Annotated in this window: 18 protein-coding genes and 1 pseudogene; 7 read left to right on the forward strand and 12 right to left on the reverse strand. The window is 72.3% G+C overall.

What is annotated here, in order from left to right; all coding sequences use genetic code 11:
• Positions 1–58: 58 nt before the first annotated feature.
• Positions 59–889 (forward strand): helix-turn-helix transcriptional regulator, encoded by an 831-nt coding sequence (locus ACQEV1_RS26590; RefSeq protein WP_433396821.1) that lies wholly within the window; start codon positions 59–61, stop codon positions 887–889.
• A 15-nt stretch (positions 890–904) separates the two neighbouring features.
• Here ACQEV1_RS26590 and ACQEV1_RS26595 read toward each other — a convergent pair whose 3' ends face one another.
• The 4 genes from ACQEV1_RS26595 to ACQEV1_RS26610 all read right to left on the reverse strand — a co-directional run bounded on the left by ACQEV1_RS26595 (position 905) and on the right by ACQEV1_RS26610 (position 4,720).
• Complete coding sequence (locus ACQEV1_RS26595) at positions 905–1,552, reverse strand: hypothetical protein (protein WP_433396823.1); 648 nt, start codon at positions 1,550–1,552, stop codon at positions 905–907.
• A 12-nt stretch (positions 1,553–1,564) separates the two neighbouring features.
• On the reverse strand, positions 1,565–2,641 hold the full coding sequence (locus ACQEV1_RS26600) for a MerR family transcriptional regulator (protein WP_433396825.1): 1,077 nt from the start codon (positions 2,639–2,641) through the stop codon (positions 1,565–1,567).
• Between the two features lie 74 nt (positions 2,642–2,715).
• On the reverse strand, positions 2,716–4,158 hold the full coding sequence (gene rox / locus ACQEV1_RS26605; RefSeq protein ID WP_433396827.1) for a rifampin monooxygenase: 1,443 nt from the start codon (positions 4,156–4,158) through the stop codon (positions 2,716–2,718).
• Between the two features lie 196 nt (positions 4,159–4,354).
• A complete protein-coding gene (locus ACQEV1_RS26610) occupies positions 4,355–4,720 on the reverse strand; it encodes a winged helix-turn-helix transcriptional regulator (protein WP_433396829.1) in 366 nt (121 codons plus the stop codon).
• A 135-nt stretch (positions 4,721–4,855) separates the two neighbouring features.
• Here ACQEV1_RS26610 and ACQEV1_RS26615 point away from each other — a divergent pair, with 135 nt between their 5' ends.
• Positions 4,856–5,887 carry a zinc-binding alcohol dehydrogenase family protein gene (locus ACQEV1_RS26615; protein ID WP_433396831.1) on the forward strand — a complete coding sequence of 344 codons (1,032 nt, stop codon included), beginning with the start codon at positions 4,856–4,858 and terminating at the stop codon, positions 5,885–5,887.
• Between the two features lie 12 nt (positions 5,888–5,899).
• Here ACQEV1_RS26615 and pip read toward each other — a convergent pair whose 3' ends face one another.
• The gene (gene pip, locus ACQEV1_RS26620) at positions 5,900–6,859 is read right to left on the reverse strand and encodes a prolyl aminopeptidase (protein WP_433396833.1); all 960 of its coding nucleotides are present in this window, start codon (positions 6,857–6,859) and stop codon (positions 5,900–5,902) included.
• A gap of 2 nt (positions 6,860–6,861) precedes the next feature.
• On the reverse strand, positions 6,862–7,860 hold the full coding sequence (locus ACQEV1_RS26625) for a helix-turn-helix transcriptional regulator (RefSeq protein ID WP_285624318.1): 999 nt from the start codon (positions 7,858–7,860) through the stop codon (positions 6,862–6,864).
• Between the two features lie 92 nt (positions 7,861–7,952).
• Between ACQEV1_RS26625 and ACQEV1_RS26630 the strand changes: the two genes are divergently transcribed.
• Both ACQEV1_RS26630 and ACQEV1_RS26635 read left to right on the forward strand, forming a co-directional pair.
• Positions 7,953–8,414, forward strand: coding sequence for a VOC family protein (locus ACQEV1_RS26630; RefSeq protein WP_285624315.1), 462 nt, complete (start codon positions 7,953–7,955; stop codon positions 8,412–8,414).
• 116 nt (positions 8,415–8,530) lie between these two features.
• Positions 8,531–9,200: pseudogene (locus tag ACQEV1_RS26635) on the forward strand (zinc-binding dehydrogenase).
• A gap of 66 nt (positions 9,201–9,266) precedes the next feature.
• Here ACQEV1_RS26635 and ACQEV1_RS26640 read toward each other — a convergent pair.
• From ACQEV1_RS26640 to ACQEV1_RS26655, 4 genes are all read right to left on the reverse strand, one after another.
• Positions 9,267–10,265 (reverse strand): tyrosine-type recombinase/integrase, encoded by a 999-nt coding sequence (locus ACQEV1_RS26640; protein WP_285624312.1) that lies wholly within the window; start codon positions 10,263–10,265, stop codon positions 9,267–9,269.
• Between the two features lie 36 nt (positions 10,266–10,301).
• Positions 10,302–11,492: a GDSL-type esterase/lipase family protein gene (locus ACQEV1_RS26645; protein ID WP_433396836.1), complete on the reverse strand. Its 1,191-nt coding sequence runs from the start codon at positions 11,490–11,492 to the stop codon at positions 10,302–10,304.
• 43 nt (positions 11,493–11,535) lie between these two features.
• Positions 11,536–12,105, reverse strand: a complete 570-nt coding sequence (locus tag ACQEV1_RS26650) for a TetR/AcrR family transcriptional regulator (RefSeq protein WP_285575679.1) — start codon at positions 12,103–12,105, stop codon at positions 11,536–11,538.
• Between the two features lie 69 nt (positions 12,106–12,174).
• The gene (locus ACQEV1_RS26655; RefSeq protein WP_433396838.1) at positions 12,175–13,056 is read right to left on the reverse strand and encodes an MBL fold metallo-hydrolase; all 882 of its coding nucleotides are present in this window, start codon (positions 13,054–13,056) and stop codon (positions 12,175–12,177) included.
• 105 nt (positions 13,057–13,161) lie between these two features.
• On the opposite strand from ACQEV1_RS26655, the gene ACQEV1_RS26660 reads away from it, so the two are divergent.
• Positions 13,162–13,593, forward strand: coding sequence for a MarR family winged helix-turn-helix transcriptional regulator (locus tag ACQEV1_RS26660; protein ID WP_433396840.1), 432 nt, complete (start codon positions 13,162–13,164; stop codon positions 13,591–13,593).
• Here ACQEV1_RS26660 and ACQEV1_RS26665 read toward each other — a convergent pair.
• Positions 13,577–14,392: an alpha/beta fold hydrolase gene (locus tag ACQEV1_RS26665; protein ID WP_433396841.1), complete on the reverse strand. Its 816-nt coding sequence runs from the start codon at positions 14,390–14,392 to the stop codon at positions 13,577–13,579. The two genes, ACQEV1_RS26660 and ACQEV1_RS26665, sit on opposite strands and share 17 nt — an antisense overlap.
• 103 nt (positions 14,393–14,495) lie before the next feature.
• Between ACQEV1_RS26665 and ACQEV1_RS26670 the strand changes: the two genes are divergently transcribed.
• Complete coding sequence (locus ACQEV1_RS26670; RefSeq protein ID WP_433396843.1) at positions 14,496–15,824, forward strand: PLP-dependent aminotransferase family protein; 1,329 nt, start codon at positions 14,496–14,498, stop codon at positions 15,822–15,824.
• Positions 15,825–15,837: 13 nt separating this feature from the next.
• Here the strand turns inward: ACQEV1_RS26670 and ACQEV1_RS26675 are convergent, their stop codons facing one another.
• Entirely contained in the window at positions 15,838–16,275 is a 438-nt protein-coding gene (locus ACQEV1_RS26675; protein WP_285624297.1) for a MerR family transcriptional regulator, read from the reverse strand.
• A gap of 38 nt (positions 16,276–16,313) precedes the next feature.
• Here ACQEV1_RS26675 and ACQEV1_RS26680 point away from each other — a divergent pair, with 38 nt between their 5' ends.
• Positions 16,314–16,955 carry a class I SAM-dependent methyltransferase gene (locus ACQEV1_RS26680; RefSeq protein WP_433396845.1) on the forward strand — a complete coding sequence of 214 codons (642 nt, stop codon included), beginning with the start codon at positions 16,314–16,316 and terminating at the stop codon, positions 16,953–16,955.
• Positions 16,956–16,959: the final 4 nt, after the last annotated feature.

Raw genomic sequence — 16,959 nt, forward strand, 5'->3', positions numbered from 1 at the left:
CTCTTCCTGGGAGCAACGCACCCAGGAACCGGCCGGCCCGCGCTCATACGATGTCGGTATGACACCCTCCGACCTCGGCGCCTACCTGCGCGCCCGGCGGGCCCAGGTCACGCCGGGCGAGGCCGATCTGTCCAGCGTCGGCCACCGGCGAGTCCCCGGCCTGCGACGTGAGGAGGTCGCGTTGCTGGCCGGTGTCAGCGTCGACTACTACATCCGGCTCGAGCAAGGCCGCGAACGCACGCCCTCAGCGCAGGTGATCGACGCCCTGACCGCCGTCCTGCGCCTCGACGAGGACGGCCGCGAGCACCTGTACCGCCTGGCCGGGCTCAGCCCGCGCGCCCGGGTCGCCGCCGTACCCGACCGCGTCGACCCGAGCCTCCTCCAGCTGATGGCCGCCTGGCCGGACAACCCCGCCATCGTCTACAACCGCGCCTACGACGTGCTCGCCTCGAACGCCATCGCCGACGCGCTCTTCCACGACTGGTCGCACTCGCGCAACCTCATGCACATCGTGTTCACCGACCCGGCCGCGCGCGCCTTCTACCGTGACTGGCACGACGTCGCACGCAACTCCGTGGCCGGCTTCCGGCTCGGCTACGGCAAGGCACCGCACGACCCGCGCATCCGGCGGGTGCTGTCCGAACTGCTCGACCAAAGCCCCGAGTTCGCCGAACTATGGGCCCACCACGACGCCCGCGGCAAGGCACTCGAACGCAAACGCTTCCACCACCACGACGTCGGAACGCTGACGTTGACGATGCAGACCTTCGACGTCCGCTCCAGCCCCGGGCAGGAACTCGTCGTCTACCACGCCGAACCGGCCTCCCCGAGCAGCCAGGCGCTCCGGCTTCTGGGCTCCCTGGCCGCCACGGCACGCCGGCGGAGCTGAACGCCGGGCCGGACGTCAGGCCGCGGTGAGCGAGCCGATGACCCGGCCCAGGGCCTCCTGCTCCCGCTCGGGCAGCCACCGCGTCGCGTGCAGCGTGTGCAGGGCGCCGGCCAGCCGGGCCCGGTCCTCCTCGCTCCCCAGGTCACCCAGGTAGGCGGGCAGGACCAGCCCGAGCGCCCGCAGGTCCCGCCGCGCGCACAGCCGCAGCAGCAGGTCCCGCAGCGCGTCGTCGTCCGCCCGTTCGGCGGCGCCGTCCTCGCGCAGCCCTTCGGCGATCGCGAAGCGGAGCCCGTCGGCGTAGGGGCCCGGCGGCGCGTCGTTCACGTGCGCGGCCGCGGCCGTGAAGTGCCGCCGTGCCTCCTGGGGTTCGTCCAGGTCCCGGTGGGCCTTGGCCAGGTTCAGGTGCAGGGAGGCGTAGAAGCCGGTGACCCGCTCGTCGCCGACCCGGTTCGCCCGCTCCAGGCACTCCTGGTTCCAGCGGAGCGTCTCCCGCGGCGTCGGCTGGTGCCGGGCCAGGTAGTGCGCGGCGACACAGGCCTCGTAGTCGTCGGCGGCGGTACGCCACGCCTGCTCGAACAGCGCGCGCGCGTCGGCGGCGCGGCCCTCGGTCTCGGCGCGCATGCCCTCCGCGCACAGCCCTACGACGGGGTTCTGCGGATCCATCGGTATCTCTCCTCACGCCTGTCGTTCGGGCCGGGGCAGGACCGGCATGACCAAGGTGGTGAAGCTGCCCTGGTCGGCGGAGCGCACGACAACGGGCGACCTCGGGTCGCAGACCTCCAGCAGGACGTCGGGTCCCACGCCGGCGTCCAGGGCCGCGACCAGCACGACCGGGTCGAAGGCGACCGACAGCGGCGGGCCGATGCGGATCGCCGGCACCGCGGCCTCGGGCGGTTCGCCGCCGACGACGCGGACGCGGTGGTCCTCGGCGTGCAGGGTGACGGTCTCACCGGCCTCCGCGAGCCGGTCCCGCAGCGCCGCCCGGTCGGCGATCAGCCGGTGCCGTACGGCGGGCCGGTCCTCCAGGAGCATCCGGTAGTCGGGGAACGTCCCCTCGACCGCCGGCAGCGTCCGTACCCGGCCGCCGCCCCGGACCCGCGCCCCGAAGCCGTCGAGCTCCACCTCGACCTGCTCATGGCGTACGGCCCAGGCGGCGACCTCCTTCATCGCCGCGGCGTCGGCGACGACCCGGCCCGGGCCGCCCTCGACGAGCTCCGCCCGCAGCGTGCGCACCGCCAGGCGGTAACGGTCGGTGGCGACCAGGCGGAGCTCCTGCCCGTCGAGCTCGACCAGCACCCCGCCGAGCACGGGAAACTCCCCGGCGACCGCCGGGTCGGCCACGGCGGGCGCGACCTGGCGAACGGCGCTCGCCAGCTCCGCGCCGCCCACCCGCGCCCCGCACACCGGCTCGCCCGGCGCCAGGTCGCGCAGGATCGACTCGATCGCCGACCGCGCCGCCGCGGCCGTCTCCCGCGCCCGTTCCAGGTGTTCCTCCAGCACGGCGCGGGCCTGCGCCCGGGGGCCGTCCAGCACCAGCGTCGCCTCGGTCAGCGGCAGCCCGGCCTTCCGCAGCCGCCGTACGAGGACGGCGCGGGGCTCCTGGTCGGGGTGGTAGTAGCGGTAGCCGGTCGCCTCGTCCACGAACGCCGGCCGCAGCACGCCGCAGTCGTCGTAGAACCGCAGCGCGCTCGGCGCCAGCCCCACCCGGTGCGCGAAGGCACCGATGCTCACGAACCCCTCGGAGTCGTCCATGAGCGAGATTGTCGGCCTTCAACCGGCTTGAAGGTCAAAGCGGGCCGCACCGGTGGGGGTGAACGGCGGCAGGATCAGCCGGCGGGCTCGCCGAACCAGCGGGAGAGGTGGTCGTCCAGGTCCTGCTGATCGTCGCCGATCCAGGCGACGTGGCCGTCGGGGCGTAGCAGGACGCACGGAACATCCAGTCCCGCAGTGGCATCCGCGAGGTGATCGACCCGGTCCGACCAGCCGCCGACGGTCAGGCGTTCGGTGCGGTCCAGCAGCAGGCCGCGGCCGCGATGCAGCAGATCGTAAAGGCGGCCCTGTTTCACGTCGATGTCGCGCAGGCGGCGGCCGAGCAGGTCGGGGCCTTCGCCGAGGTCGTAGCGGACGCCGATCGCGGTGATCTTCTCGATCAGATGGCGGTTCACCTCGTCGAAGTCCATCAGCTCGGTGAGCAGCCTGCGCACGGCCTGTGGGCCCGGTTCGGTGGAGTGCAGCTCCATCTGGGCGCGGGTGTTGTCCAGCACGTCCTCGGCGACCGGCTGGCGTTCGGCCTGGTAGGTGTCCAGCAGTGTCTCCGGCGCCCAGCCGCGGATCTGTGCGGCCAGTTTCCAGCCGAGGTTGAACGCGTCCTGAACGCCGACGTTGAGGCCCTGTCCGCCGGTGGGTGGATGGATGTGTGCCGCATCGCCGGCCAGCAGCACCCGCCCGACCCGATACCGTTCGGCCAGCCGGGTGGCGTCCCCGAAGCGAGACAACCAGCGCGGGGAGTGCACGCCGAAATCGGTTCCGGCGATGGCGCGCAACTGGCGTTTGAAATCCTCGAGGGTGGGCGGTTCCGCACGGTCGCTGACTCCCGCGGCCGGGACCACGACGCTGTAGACCCCTTCGCCGAAGGGCCGGAGCTGGAATCGCCGATGGGTTTCGGCCACCTTGGCGGCGATCTCCTCCTGCGGCGCCCCCACTTTCATCTCGCCCATCAGCGTCTCGGTTCGCGAGGGCTCGCCGGGGAAGCCGACACCGAGCAGTTTGCGCACCGTACTGCGCCCGCCGTCACAGCCGACGAGATAGCGCGAACGCAGCCGTTCCCCGTCGGCCAGCTCGACGGTCACACCCTCGTCGTCCTGCTCGAGACCGGCCACCGCACAACCGTGCCGGACCTGCACACCCAGTTCGATCGCATGCTCTTCGAGCAGGCGTTCGAGGACCGGCTGCGGGATGCCCAGCAGATAGGCGTGCGCGGAATCCAGATCCTTGGGCGCGGGTTTGGCGATGGCGGCGAAGAATCCGCCGACCGGACGCCGCCTTCCGTGTTCGAGAATGCGATCCAGCAGTCCGCGCATCGCCATCAGCTCGATGCTGCGAATGTGCAGACTGACGATGCGGACGAACGACTTGGGCTCGGTTTCCTTCTCCAGAACGAGTACCCGCAGGTCGTGCAGCCGCAGTTCGGCGGCCAGCATCGCACCGGTCGGCCCGCATCCAGCAATGATCACGTCGAAGGTGTCGGTGGTGACCTGTTGAGAGTGCATGGTGTCGCCTTTCGGGAGTGCCTTGTTGGTGAGGCGCTCCCGGCGACACCTACGTCAGTCGCCCGGCCGTGACGGGAAGGGGGAGCACCCACATCGCTACAGCGTTCATGGGTCTCACCTCCTCGGGCGGTGTCACGGTCAACGGCACGCTACAAGCCCGAGCATCACCCGTCCAACCCTTTTTGCGGCCGCCAGATCACGGCTCCAGGGGAAAGCGGTCGATGTTCTGCTCCACCCAGGAGCGCAGGTGGGCGAGGGGAACGCAGGCGTCGGCGCCGAGCGGAGTCAGGCTGTACTCCACGCGGACCGGTACCTCGGCGTAGATCTCCCGGTGGACCAGGCCATGGTCCTCCAGGCGGCGCAGAGTCTGGGTGAGCACCTTCGGGCTCACGCCCTGAAGGCGGGTGCGCAGTGCGCCGAAGCGCTGCGCACCGCCCTCCAGCGCTCCCAGGGCGAGGGCGCTCCACTTGTTGGCGAGCAGGTCCAGCATGTCGCGGCAGGGACAGGCGGCGGCATAGACGTCCTTGGGGTCGGTGCAGGAAGCCGAGGGGCGCGTCGTCATCGGCCTACGGTACCCAATGGGTACCTGTGGCCCTTGCGGGTAACCACTACCGCACGAATAGGTTTACCGACCTGCGCGAGTCCGTGCAGCGCCGAGTCCCGTACCGCCCGAACCAGAACGAGGAGCCCGCCCACCGTGAGCACGATCGAGACGACGATGCCCGCCGTCGCCTACCGCGAGAGCCTGCCGGTCGACGACGAGGAGAGCCTGGTGGACGTCGAGCTGCCCGTCCCCCGCCCCGGGCCGCGCGACCTGCTCGTCCGGGTCGAGGCCGTCGCCGTCAACCCGGTCGACTACAAGGTGCGTCAGAACAACGACCCCGGCGGCGAGCCGAAGGTGCTCGGCTGGGACGCGGCGGGCACCGTCGTCGCGGTCGGCGACCGGGTAGAGCTGTTCACGGTCGGCGAGGAGGTCTACTACGCCGGCGCGATCGACCGGCCCGGCGCCGACTCCCGCTACCACCTCGTCGACGAGCGCATCGTCGCCCGCAAACCCGCCACCCTCTCCTTCACCGAGGCGGCCGCGCTCCCGCTGACCTCCCTCACCGCCTGGGAGGGACTCTTCGAACGCCTCGGCCTGCGCCTCGGCGCCCTGGACCAGACCGGAACGCTGCTGGTGACCGCCGCGGCCGGCGGCGTCGGCGCCATGGTGACGCAGCTGGTCCGCACCCTCACCGGCCTCACCGTGATCGGCACCGCGTCCCGGCCGGAGACCGTCGACTTCGCCCGGCGCATGGGCGCCCACCACGTCGTCGACCACCACAAGCCGTTGAAGGAGCAGCTGGCCGGACCGGCGCCGTACGGCCTGGACCACGTCTTCAGCACCACCGGCACCGAACGCAACCTCACCGCCTACGCCGACCTGCTCAAACCGTTCGGGCACATCGTCGCCATCGACGACTACGAGTCCCTGCCGATCGGCGTGCTCAAGGCCAAGAGCATCTCCTTCCACTGGGAGTTCATGTACACCCGCTCGCTCTTCCAGACCCCGGACATGGCGGCGCAGCACCGCATCCTCACCCAGATCGCGCGGCTGGTGGACCGGGGGCTCCTGGTCACCACGGCCACGCGGGACCTGGGCGTGATCAACGCCGCCCATCTGCGGGAGGCCCACCGGATCATGGAGTCGGGAACCGCCGTCGGCAAGATCACCCTCACCGGTTTCTGAGCACATCGGGTCTCACGGGGCGGCGAACCGATCGAGGGCCGCCAGGACGTGACCGCGTGTCGTGGCGCCGCCCAGATGGCCCGCGTCCTCCACGACGACCCGCTCGGCGTCGGGCCAGGCGCGGGCCAGCTCCCAGGCCGTGTCGAGTGGTCCGCCCAGGTCGAGCCGGCCGTGGACCAGGACACCCGGGATCCCGGCCAGCCGGTGCGCGTCGCGCAGCAGGGCGCCCTCCTCCAGCCACGCCCCATGGGAGAAGTAGTGCGAGCAGATGCGCACCAGCGCCACCCGGGCCGAGGCGGGCCGGTCGCCGTAGGGGCGGGAGGCGCCCTTCGTCTCGCCGGACAGCACCGTGTCCTCCCAGGCGCACCAGTCGGCCGTCGCCCGCTCGCGTACGGCGGCGTCGGGGTGTTCCATCAGCCGCGCGTACGCCGCGACGACGTCCCCGTCGCGGGGCGTGCCCGGGGCGCCGGCGAGGAAGCGTTCCCACTGCTCGGGAAAGAACCGGCCGACCCCGCGGTACAGCCAGTCGATCTCCGAGCGCCGGGTGGTGGTGACACTGGAGATGACGATCTCCGACACACGTTCGGGATGCCGTTCGGCGTAGGCGAGGATGAGCGTGGAACCCCACGAGCCGCCGTACAGCAGCCACCGGTCGACGCCCAGGTGCCGCCGGAGCCGCTCCATGTCGGTGAGGAGATGCCCGGTGGTGTTGTGCCGCATGTCGGTCGCGGGATCTGCGGCGTGCGGGGTGCTGCGGCCGCAGCCACGCTGGTCGAACAGGATGACGCGGTAGCGCTCCGGGTCGAAGTAGGTGCGCGTCCAGGTGCCGCGGCCCGATCCGGGTCCGCCGTGCACGACGAGCGCGGGTTTGCCCGCAGGGTTCCCGCAGGCCTCCCAGTACACGAGGTTGCCGTCCCCCACCTCGAGCATCCCCTGGTCGTACGGCTCGATCGGCGGATACGGCTCGCTCATCGTCACACGTCCTCTCCCGCGGCTGTTGGCCTCTCCAGGTCCGGCACCGGCGCCGCACCGGCCGACCGCAGCCGCTCCGCCAGCACGCGACAGCGTGCCCGTAGCTCCGGCGGGTCGAGCACCGTGAAGGCGTGCCCCAGCAGGAGCACGTGCATGAGCACGGAGTCCAGGCTGCCGGCGCCGCTGACGACCTCGCACCGCTCGCCCTCCCGCTCTCGTACGACGGCCGCCGACGCCGGGATCTGCGCGCGCACCGTGCCGGCCGGCGCGTACACGAGAAAGCGCGCCCGGTGCGGGTAGACCCGGCTTGCCACGCCCTCCTGCACGTACGCCGCCGCGTCGGGCGCCGCGCGCGGGCGGAAGCGCCAGGTCCGCGCGGACACCTCGGTCATCCGGTCGACGCGGAAGGTGCGCCAGCCGTCACGGTCGAGGTCGTAGGCGAACAGGTACCAGCGCCGGTCGGAGGCGACCAGGCGGTACGGCTCGACCCGCCGCCGTCGCACCTCGTTCCCGGACGGGTAGCCGAAGCCGGCCTCGACCTCGTCGCGGCAGGCCCTCGCCAGGGTCATGAGCACCTCGGGGTCCACCGGCGCGCGGCCCGCGCCGAAGGACTCCACCGAGCCGGAGAGCGCGCGCACCTCGTGCCGCAACCGGACGGGCAGCACCTGGTCGAGCTTGGTCAGCGCCCGGAGCGCGGCGTCGCCCGCGGCCGCGCCACCCGCGCCGGCGAGCAGCGAGACCACGGTGGCGATCGCCTCCTCGTCGTCGAGGAGCAGCGGCGGCAGGTCCTGGCCCGGGCCGAGCCGGTAGCCGCCGCCGACGCCCTGCCCGGCGTGGACGCGATAGCCGAGCGCGCGCAGCCGCTCGACGTCACGCCGTACCGTGCGCGTGGTGACCCCGAGCCGGCCGGCGAGCTCGGGGCCGGTCCAGGACCGGCGCTGCTGCAACAGCCCGAGCAGGGCGAACACCCGTTCCGTCGTGCCCCGCTCCGCACCGTCCATCGCGTACACCCTGCCAGATAGCGGACCGATACCGTCCGCCAGAGGTGCCAGGGTGGCTCCAACTGACATCCGTCATGAGACGAGGAGCCCGAGTGAGCCGCCACATTCAGATCACCTTCGACGCCCACGACCCACGGGCGCTGTCGTCCTTCTGGCGCGAGGTACTGGGTTACGTCCACCCGGGCCCACCCGGAGTCGACCTGCCCGCGGGCGCCGACCCGCTGGCCGCGTGGGAGGACTTCCTCGCGCGGGCCGGCGTGCCACCGGAGCAGCGCGACACGAGATCGGCCATCGAGGACCCCGCCGGGCACGGCCCGCGGCTGTTCTTCCAGCAGGTGCCCGAGGACAAGACCGCCAAGAACCGCGTCCACCTCGACGTCCGCGCGGCCCCCGGCCTGCGGGGACAGGAGCGGATGGCGGCACTGGAGGCCGAGTGCGACCGGCTCGTCGCGCTGGGGGCGACGCGGGTACGGCGCCACGAGCCCGCTCCCCCGATGAGCGCCGGCTTCATCGTGATGACCGACCCCGAGGGCAACGAGTTCTGCCTGGACTAGGGCCTGTGCGGACCGTGCTCTAACAGGGCTTCGGAACCCACGGCATCGCCTCACGCCATCCCGGGCGATCGATCGAGGCCGTGCCGTGCCTGTGCCGCGACGTCGTGTCCGACGCCATGAGAGCGCTGACATTCTCCGAGTACGGTCCCGCGAGCGTGCTGGAAGTCGCCGACGTACCGGAACCACACGCGGGACCAGGCCACATCCGGGTGGGCGTGCGGGCATCGGGCCTCACGCCCGCCGACTGCCACCTCCGTGCGCGCCGGTTCCGCGAAATGGCACCGCTCCGCCTGCCCCACGTGCTCGGCATGGATGCCGCGGGTGTGGTCGGCGAGGTCGGCACAGGGGTAACCGGTATCCGGCCGGGCGACGAGGTCTTCGGCATCGTCGACGTCGCGGTACTCGGCGGCGCGAACGCCGAGTACGCCGTCTTGGCGGCCTGGGCGCTGAAGCCGGACGCGCTTGGCACCAGACGGAGTCGACGTCGTCCTGGACTGCGCCGGATCCGGCTCGCTGCCCGATCTGGTGGACCTCACCGGAAGCCCGGACCGAGTGGTGACCATCGCCGACATGAACGCCGCGGAGTACGGAGTCCACCGAACACGCTCGGCGGGCCCGGGAGCGGACCCGCAGGCGGTCGAAGGACTTGCCGTGGCCGCCGCTCTCGCCGAGCAGGGCCGCTTCACCGTGCCGGTCGCGGCCGCCTTCACCATCGAGAACGCGGCCGCGGCACACCGGTTGAGCGAGACCGGCCACGCCCGGGGAAAGATCGTACTCACCCTCTAGCGCCGCATCAGGGCGAACGTTGCCCGATGCGGCACTGGTCCTGACCGGACTGACGCGGCCTCGCGGCTACATCTCCGGAGCGACGGACGTGGCGAGGCCGTACGCGGGTGAGCGGTCGAGGGATTCGCGGGCCCGGTCGTAGCGGCGCGTCGTACGGGGGTCGGCGTGGCCGGCGAAGTCCTGGACGACGTGCAGGGGCCGGCCGTCGCTGAGCGCGATGGTGATGGCCGAATGCCGGAACGAGTGCGGCGAGATGCCGTACGAGACCCCGGCGGCGCGGGCCACCCGGTTGACCAGCTTCCACACGTAGGACTGCACCAGCCGGCGGTCGTTCCGCGACACGAAGATCAGCCCGTTGTCCGGGTGGCCGCGTTCGGCGAGGTAGTCGTGGATCGCCGCCAGCGCCGCCGGGGGGATGGCGAACCTCTTGGTCCGCCCGCCCTTGACCTGGAGGTCCAGAACCTGATGGTGACGGTCCTGGCTGAGGTCCTCGATCCGCGCGTCCAGCACCGAACTGATCCGGCCCGCCGTGGCGAACATCAGCCACAGCAGCGCGTAGGTGCGGGCGGACTCGTGCGCGGCCGAATGGCTCAGGATCGAGGTGATCTGCTCGCGGGACAGCCCTCGGGTGCCGGAGTCGGCGGTGTTCAGCCGTGGCCGCTCGGCGCCCTCGAAGGGGTTGAGGGCCGCGCACCGCTCGCGGATCAGATAGGTGTACCAGGAGGACACGGCCGCCACCCGCCGGCCGATGGTGGCCCGCGCCAGCCCCGACGCCTTCAGCGCCGCCATGTACAGGTCCGCCATCGAGGTCGACGCCTCGGCGGGCGTCCCGCCCTGCTCCGCGCACCACCGCACCCACCAGCTCACGTCCCGGATGTAGGCGGTACGGGTGTGCGGCGACTCGCGCCGGCCCGAGACCAGCCACATGGCGGTCGCGCGCAGCCCGGCCTCGGCCATCCCGGACGCCCGTAGCAGGCTCGCCAGCTCGTGGGGCGTCCGCGCCGGCGCGGTGCCGCGCAGCTCCGGCGGCGAAGAGGACGACAGGAGTTCGACGCTCTCCGACATCACCGACCACCTCTCTCCCGCTCGCGCGACAGGAAACTACCGCATGGCCGAGCTCGTCTCCGGGGCGGCGAAGGGGCCGCCGGCGCCGAACGCGAGCCGGGCGAAGTTCTCGCCGATGCGGCGGTGTCCGGCGGGGTCGGGGTGGACCGCGTCGGGCAGCGGCAGCTCGGCGTGGTCCGCCTCGCCGTAAAGGTCCCGGCCGTCGAGGTAGTGCAGGTCCGGGTCGTCGGCCGCGCGCTGTTCGACGATCTGTGCGAGCGCGTCGCGGATGACGTTGAGCGTCAGCCGTCCGGCGGCGCGTTCGGCCGGGTCGCCCGTGGCCTTGAACCGCACCGTCCCGCCGTCGAAGTCGGGCGCGAGAGGGCCGGGCGTGTCCTCCTGGACCGGGCACAGGATGGCGGAGACGACCAGCAGCGGCGTGGCCGGATGTCCCTCACGGATGGTGTCGAGGAAACCGTGGACCGCGGGGACGAAGGCGCGCAGGCGCATCGCGTCGGCGTTGACGACGTTGATGCCGATCTTGACGCTGATCAGGTCCGCGGGGGTGTCCCGCATCGCGCGGGCGGTGAACGGGTCGAGCAGCGCGCTGCCGGAGAACCCCAGGTTGACCAGTTCCACTCCGCCCTGCGCGGCGGCCAGGGCCGGCCAGGTGGCGGTGGGGTTGGCCGCGTTCGAGCCGTGGCTGATGGAACTGCCGTGGTGCAGCCACACCCGGCGCCCGCGGTCCGGTGCGGGATCGACCGGGGCGTCGGTGCGCAGGGCGATCAGCTCGGTGATCTCCGTGTGCGGAAGCCAGATCTCGACGTCCTTGTCGCGCGCGGGCAGATCGGTGAAGCGGGCGGTGCCGGGAGACCCCTCGTGCAGCTCGGCCGACTGGGTGGCCATGTCGATCATGCGGACCCGGCCGCCGCCGACCGTGGCCTGGGCGGCGAGCCGCCCGTCGACCAGCAGGTCGTACACGCCGTCCGCCGGGGCCGGGAGCCCGCGGTAGGCCCGCTTGGTGGGCAGCGTGTCCAGTTCGACGGTGGTGGCCCGGGTACGGAACGCCAGCCGTACGCCGGAGGGTTGCGCCTCGGCCATGGCCAGCTGTTCGTCGGGGATCTGGCGGCGGGCCCGGGCGGGCAGCCGGTGCGGCAGCAGCCCGTACGCCGTGTGCTCCACGTCGAGGGCGCCGCGCAGGAGGTCTTCGCGGATGGGTGTGGTGACCCAGGGGTGTTCGGTGTTCATCGTCTTGGCCTTGCTGATCGAGTGTTCGGTGCCGTACGGCAGGTCAGGGGGTGGTCCGGTTCCGCAGCAGGGCGTCGAGGGAGTCCACGATCCAGGACCAGGACTCCTGCGGGTCGACGGCGGTGTGGCTGAAGCCTCCGCTCGCCTCCAGGCTGACGTAGCCGTGGAAGACGCTGCCCAGCATCCGGACCGCGTGCGTCTGGTCCGGTTCGCCCAGGTCGTAGCCGCGCAGGATCGCCCGCGTCATCTGCGCGTGCCTGACACCCGCGCTGGAGGCCGCCGTCTCGGGGTCGAGCCTGAACCGGGCGGCGGTGTAGCGGCCGGGGTGCTCCCGTGCGTAGTCGCGGTAGGCGTCCGCGAAGGCGGCGAGGGCGTCCTTGCCGGCCCGCCCGGCCAGCGCGGCGGAGACCCGGTCGGCGAGCTCCTCCAGGGCGAACAGGGCGATGCGGGTCTTGAGGTCGTGGGAGTTCTTCAGGTGCGAGTACAGGCTCGCGACCTTGACGTCGAACCGCCGGGCGAGCGCCGAGACGGTCACCTGGTCGAAGCCGACCTCGTCGGCCAGCTCCGCCCCCGCACGCGTCAGGCGTTCCGCGCTCAGCCCCGCTCGAACCATAACGAACCTCCCGTCTGCCGACAGGCATTATGCGCATGCCTAAGGCTTTTAGGCAAATGCCTGAATGTTTCAGGCGACGGGAATCCAGGTGAACCGGCCGTCGGGGCGGCGCTCGGCGCGCCCGAAGACCACGTCGGCGAAGTGGCCGCCGTAGCCGATGGTGTCGGGGCGGCTCAGCTCCTCGACCAGGCGGCGGCGGTGCTCGGCCGACTCCGCGGGGTCGTGGTCTATCCCGCACGACCATTCGGGGTGGGCGACCTGGACCGGCGAGTGCAGTGCGTCGCCGAAGGCGAGGAGCCGCCGGCCGCCACCGGTGATGGTGTAGGTGGTGTGGCCGACGGTGTGCCCGGCCGCGAACGAGGCCCGTACACCGGGGAAGATCTCCTCGCCGTCCTCGACCGCGTGGACGCGCGGCGCGAAGGCGGCCAGGCGTTCCCCGGTCGCCCCGCCCTCGGCGGCCAGCTCGCGCCGGTGCCACTCGGGCGCCGCGACGAAGTGGGTGGCGTGCGCGAAGGGAGGGGCGCCGGCGCCGGGCTCGGCGCTCCAGGTCCAGCCCAGATGGTCGGTGTGCAGGTGGGTGATGGCGACGGCCTCGATCCGGCGCGGCTCGCGGCCCAGCCGTCGCAGGCCGTCGGGCAGTTCGCCGCCGTACACCCTGCCCAGCAGCGGGTCGGCCGGGTCGTCGTCGTGGGACTCCGGCCCGAACCCGGTGTCGATCAGCAGCGCCCGGTCGCCTCGCTCGACCAGCAGCCCGCCGATGCCGGCGACGAGGAAGCCGTCGGCGTCGAGGTGGTCCGGGTAGGCGGCCCAGTCGGCGGCGGGCAGCCAGCCGCGCGGCTTGAGCCGGACGAGCCCGTCGGGAACGTAGCTGATCGTCAGGTCGCCCAGGCGGAGCGAACGACGGTGCGGTGCGCGGCTCAACCGCGCGGGATCGAAAATGGCCGTGGCCATGGTCCTGCCTCACGCTCGGGGCTGCCGCCGGGCGGCGGCACGACCGGAACGTTACAACTCTAATCGTTCTAATTGCAATCATTCGAGTTGCAGTAGACTTACGCCGTGACCGCGGAGCCCGAGACCCGAACCGAGGCCGATCGCCAGCTGTGCGGGCTGGTCAACGGCCTGGCCAAACAGATCGAAGCCCACCTTCGCGTCCGCGCGGCCACCCTCGGGCTGACCGCCTCGCAGGGCGTCGCGCTGCGGGAGCTGACCCGCCCCATGACCCTGCGCGAACTCGCCGACCGGATGAGCTGCGAGCCCTCCAACGCGACCTTCGTCGCCGACCGCCTCGAAGAGCAGGGCTACCTCGAACGCCACCCGCACCCCGGCAACCGCCGCGCGAAACAGCTCATCCTGACGCCCGAGGGCGCCGAACTCCGCGAACGCCTCCTCGGCCTGCTGTCCCAGGACTCTCCCCTGGCGCCCCTGTCCTCGGAGGAGCAGGACGTACTGCAGCGCCTCCTCGCCCGCGCCCTCATCCCATCCCGGTGATCGAGGCGAGGAACTTGCCCAGCGCCTCGTTGAACTCGGCCGGCCTTTCCAGGTTGGGCATGTGCGCGGCGCCTTCGATGACGGCGAGCGTGGAGCCGCGGATGATCCGGTGCATGAGCCGTGCGTCGCCGATCGGCGTGAACTCGTCATCGCCGCCGACGACGATGAGCGTGGGCACGCGGACGCGCGACAGCGACGCCACATAGTCGGGGCGCTCGGCCCGGCCGCGTAGCGCGGCGGCCGCGCCGTCCGGGGACGTCGCCCGCATCATGGCCAGGACGTGCTCGGCCACGGCGGGAAACCGCCGGATGTTGGCGGGCGCCACCATCTTGGCCAGCACCTCGTCCGCATAGCCGCCCATGCCCTCCCGGAGCAGCCGGTCGGCCATGGCGTCGCGGACCCGTCTGCCCTCGTCGGTCTCCGCCTGCGGCGTGGTGTCGGCGAGCACGAGTCCGCGCAGCCGGTCCGGGAACAGGCGGTGGAACTCCATGACGATCTGGCCGCCCATGGACAGGCCGCCGAGGACGATCTCCGCGACGCCGAGGTGGTCGAGCAGGCCGGCGATGTCCTGGGCGAAGGTCCGCAGCGGCGTCTTGCCCGGGACGACACCGCTCCGGCCGTAGCCCCGCAGATCAGGGACGATCACCCGGCGCCCGTCCCGCGCGACGTGCCGGACCTGGGGCGCCCACATCGAGCGGTCGAAGGGGTGGCCGTGAACGAGCACGAGCGGCGGCTCGGCGCCCTCGGGGTTGTGGTCGTCATAGGCGATGGCGATCTGCCCGTTGGTGAAAGTGCCCACCGTGTGCCCCTCCTGCTCGGCTTGACGACTCGATGCTATTGAGAGCAATATCTCGGTGCAATGGCAAAATTGCTCTCGGAGCAATGTCGGAGCGAGGGCGGGATTGGACGACTATCGGCGGATCGCGGATGCGCTCGCGGCGGAGATCGCCGCCGGCCGGCTCAGGCCCGGAGACCGGCTGCCGCCGCAGCGGCAGTTCGCCCGCAGGCACGGCATCGCCGGGTCCACCGCGGCGCGGGTGTACGGCGAGCTGGTCCGCCGCGGCCTCGCGGTCGGCGAGGTCGGGCGCGGCACGTTCATCCGCGCCGCCGCGCCGTCGAGCGAACCCGCGCTCGCCGAGCCGGCCCGCGCACGGGTGGACCTGGAGCTGAACTTCTCCCTACCCCCGGAGCAGCCCGCGCTCCTCGCGCGGAGCCTGGGCGGAATGCTGCGTCCGGACGTGCTGGCGGACGCGCTCACCCCCATGGGCGCGGCGGGCACCCGGGCGGTACGGGAGGCCGCGGCCGCGATGCTGTCCCGTCCGGGCTGGAGTCCCGATCCGGGGCGGCTGCTGCTGGCGGGCAACGGCCGGCAGGCGATCGCCGCCGCGCTCACGGCCCTCGTCCCGGCCGGTGAACGGGTCGGCGTCGAAGAGTTGACCTATCCCCTGGTCAAGGGCATCGCCGCCCGCCTCGGCCTCACGCTGGTCCCGCTCGCCATGGACGAGTTCGGGGTGCTCCCGGAGGCCATCCGATCGGCCGGGCCGCTGCGCGCCGTCTACCTCCAGCCGACACTGCACAATCCGCTCGGCGTGACCATGCCCGAACGGCGGCGCTCCGAAGTCGCCGCCGCCCTGCGGGATCTGGGGATCCACGCGGTCGAGGACGGCATCTACGCGTTCCTGCGCGACGGCCCGCCGCCGCTGGCCGCGTTCGCGCCGGACCAGGTCATCGTCGCCGACAGCCTGTCCAAACGCGTGGCCCCGGGGCTGACCGTCGGCTTCGCGGTGGCACCGGAGGCGGTCGGCGACCGGGTCGCCTCGGCGCTGCGCTCGGGCGGCTGGACCGCTCCGCGATTCGCGGTCGAGGCCGCGACGCGATGGCTCACCGACGGCACGGTCGCCGCCCTTCAGGAGATCAAGCGCCGCGACGCGGCGGCACGCCAGCGGCTCGTACGTGAGCACCTCGCGGAGTTCGCCGTCGAGGCCGATCCGCAGTCGTTCCACTGCTGGTGGCGGCTGCCCGCCCCGTGGCGGGCCGACACGTTCGTCGCGGCCGCCGCCCGGCGCGGCATCGCGGTCACCCCCGGCGCGGCCTTCACCGTGGTCGCGGCCCACGCGCCCAACGCCGTTCGTCTCGCCCTGTCGGCACCACCGCCCGACACGCTCGCCCGGGCGCTGGCCACGCTCGCCGCACTCGCCAGAAGTGCTCCCGAGGACACCGAGATCGAGTAGACGCCGCGGGGGGTCAGTGCGAGTGAACCTGCTCGTGCGCCTCTTCGAGAGAGGATCCCGCCAGGAACGCCGCGACCCCGCCGGTGAAGTTGGAGCACTCGAGGATGTCGTCGTGCGGGCAGGCCAGGCCATGGGCGATGGCGGTACGTGCCACCTGCGCCTGGGCGATCCGTTGGTCCAGCTCGGTGAGCTTGCGCTGGTACAGCTCCCGCCAGCCGTCGCCGGCCGGCGTACGAGCCGCGAGGAAGGCCTTGACCTCCCGCAACGTGAAACCGACGTCCCGCAGCAACAACACGATCCCGACCAGCCCGACCGCCGAGGGCGGGTAACGCCGCTGGCCCGAGACCCGGGCCGGCGCCGGGAGCAGGCCGAGCTCCTCCCAGTAGCGCAGAGCAGAGGTGGCGACACCCGTACGGCTCGCCAATTCACCGATCGTCAGCTGCTCGCCCATTTGACTTCAAGCGTACTTGAAGTCGTTGGCTGGTGATCATGCAGACGGCAGATACCTCTCTCAAGCGACGCGCGATCAGATATCTGGTGCGACAGGCCCATCAGCCCCAGGGCGTCGTCGGGTGGGCGATCGGCAGGATGTTCGCACACCGCCCCTCCAACCGGCAGCGCAACATCTGGGCGGTGTCGGTGCTGGACGTACAGCCGACCGACCGGGTGCTCGAGATCGGCTTCGGTCCCGGCGTCGCCATCGCCGAACTCGCCGGCTGCGCCACCCGGGGCCACGTCTACGGCATCGACCACTCCCAGGCCATGGTCCGGCAGGCCTCCCGCCGCAATGCCGCCGCCGTCCGTGCCCGTCGGGTGCACCTCACGCACGCCTCAGTCGAGCGGCTGCCGAGCTTCGACGAACCGCTCGACGCCGTCCTCGCCGTCAACACCGTGGGGTTCTGGCCCGATGCGGTGGAGCGGCTGCACGAACTGCGCCGCCTGCTCCGCCCGGCAGGACGCATCGCGCTCGTCAGCCAGCCCCGCTGCCCCGGCGCCACCCGAGACACCACGGCCCGAGCCGCCCAGGAGCTCCAGGACCTGCTCACCCGGGCCGGCTTCGCCGACCCGCAGGTCAAGACCCTCGACCTGGACCCGCCCGTCGCCTGCGTGCTCGCCACCAACCCGACCTGACCTC

It is taken from the genome of Actinoallomurus sp. CA-142502, from assembly GCF_050936355.1.
Classification (GTDB): Bacteria; Actinomycetota; Actinomycetes; order Streptosporangiales; family Streptosporangiaceae; genus Actinoallomurus; species Actinoallomurus iriomotensis.

Coding starts and splice junctions, on each gene's coding strand:
- ACQEV1_RS26590 (WP_433396821.1), top strand. CDS start 59: ATGACACCCTCCGACCTCGGCGCCTACCTGCGCGCCCGGCGGGCCCAG.
- ACQEV1_RS26595 (WP_433396823.1), bottom strand. CDS start 1,552: ATGGATCCGCAGAACCCCGTCGTAGGGCTGTGCGCGGAGGGCATGCGC.
- ACQEV1_RS26600 (WP_433396825.1), bottom strand. CDS start 2,641: ATGGACGACTCCGAGGGGTTCGTGAGCATCGGTGCCTTCGCGCACCGG.
- rox (WP_433396827.1), bottom strand. CDS start 4,158: ATGCACTCTCAACAGGTCACCACCGACACCTTCGACGTGATCATTGCT.
- ACQEV1_RS26610 (WP_433396829.1), bottom strand. CDS start 4,720: ATGACGACGCGCCCCTCGGCTTCCTGCACCGACCCCAAGGACGTCTAT.
- pip (WP_433396833.1), bottom strand. CDS start 6,859: ATGAGCGAGCCGTATCCGCCGATCGAGCCGTACGACCAGGGGATGCTC.
- ACQEV1_RS26625 (WP_285624318.1), bottom strand. CDS start 7,860: ATGGACGGTGCGGAGCGGGGCACGACGGAACGGGTGTTCGCCCTGCTC.
- ACQEV1_RS26640 (WP_285624312.1), bottom strand. CDS start 10,265: ATGTCGGAGAGCGTCGAACTCCTGTCGTCCTCTTCGCCGCCGGAGCTG.
- ACQEV1_RS26645 (WP_433396836.1), bottom strand. CDS start 11,492: ATGAACACCGAACACCCCTGGGTCACCACACCCATCCGCGAAGACCTC.
- ACQEV1_RS26650 (WP_285575679.1), bottom strand. CDS start 12,105: ATGGTTCGAGCGGGGCTGAGCGCGGAACGCCTGACGCGTGCGGGGGCG.
- ACQEV1_RS26655 (WP_433396838.1), bottom strand. CDS start 13,056: ATGGCCACGGCCATTTTCGATCCCGCGCGGTTGAGCCGCGCACCGCAC.
- ACQEV1_RS26675 (WP_285624297.1), bottom strand. CDS start 16,275: ATGGGCGAGCAGCTGACGATCGGTGAATTGGCGAGCCGTACGGGTGTC.
- ACQEV1_RS26680 (WP_433396845.1), top strand. CDS start 16,314: ATGCAGACGGCAGATACCTCTCTCAAGCGACGCGCGATCAGATATCTG.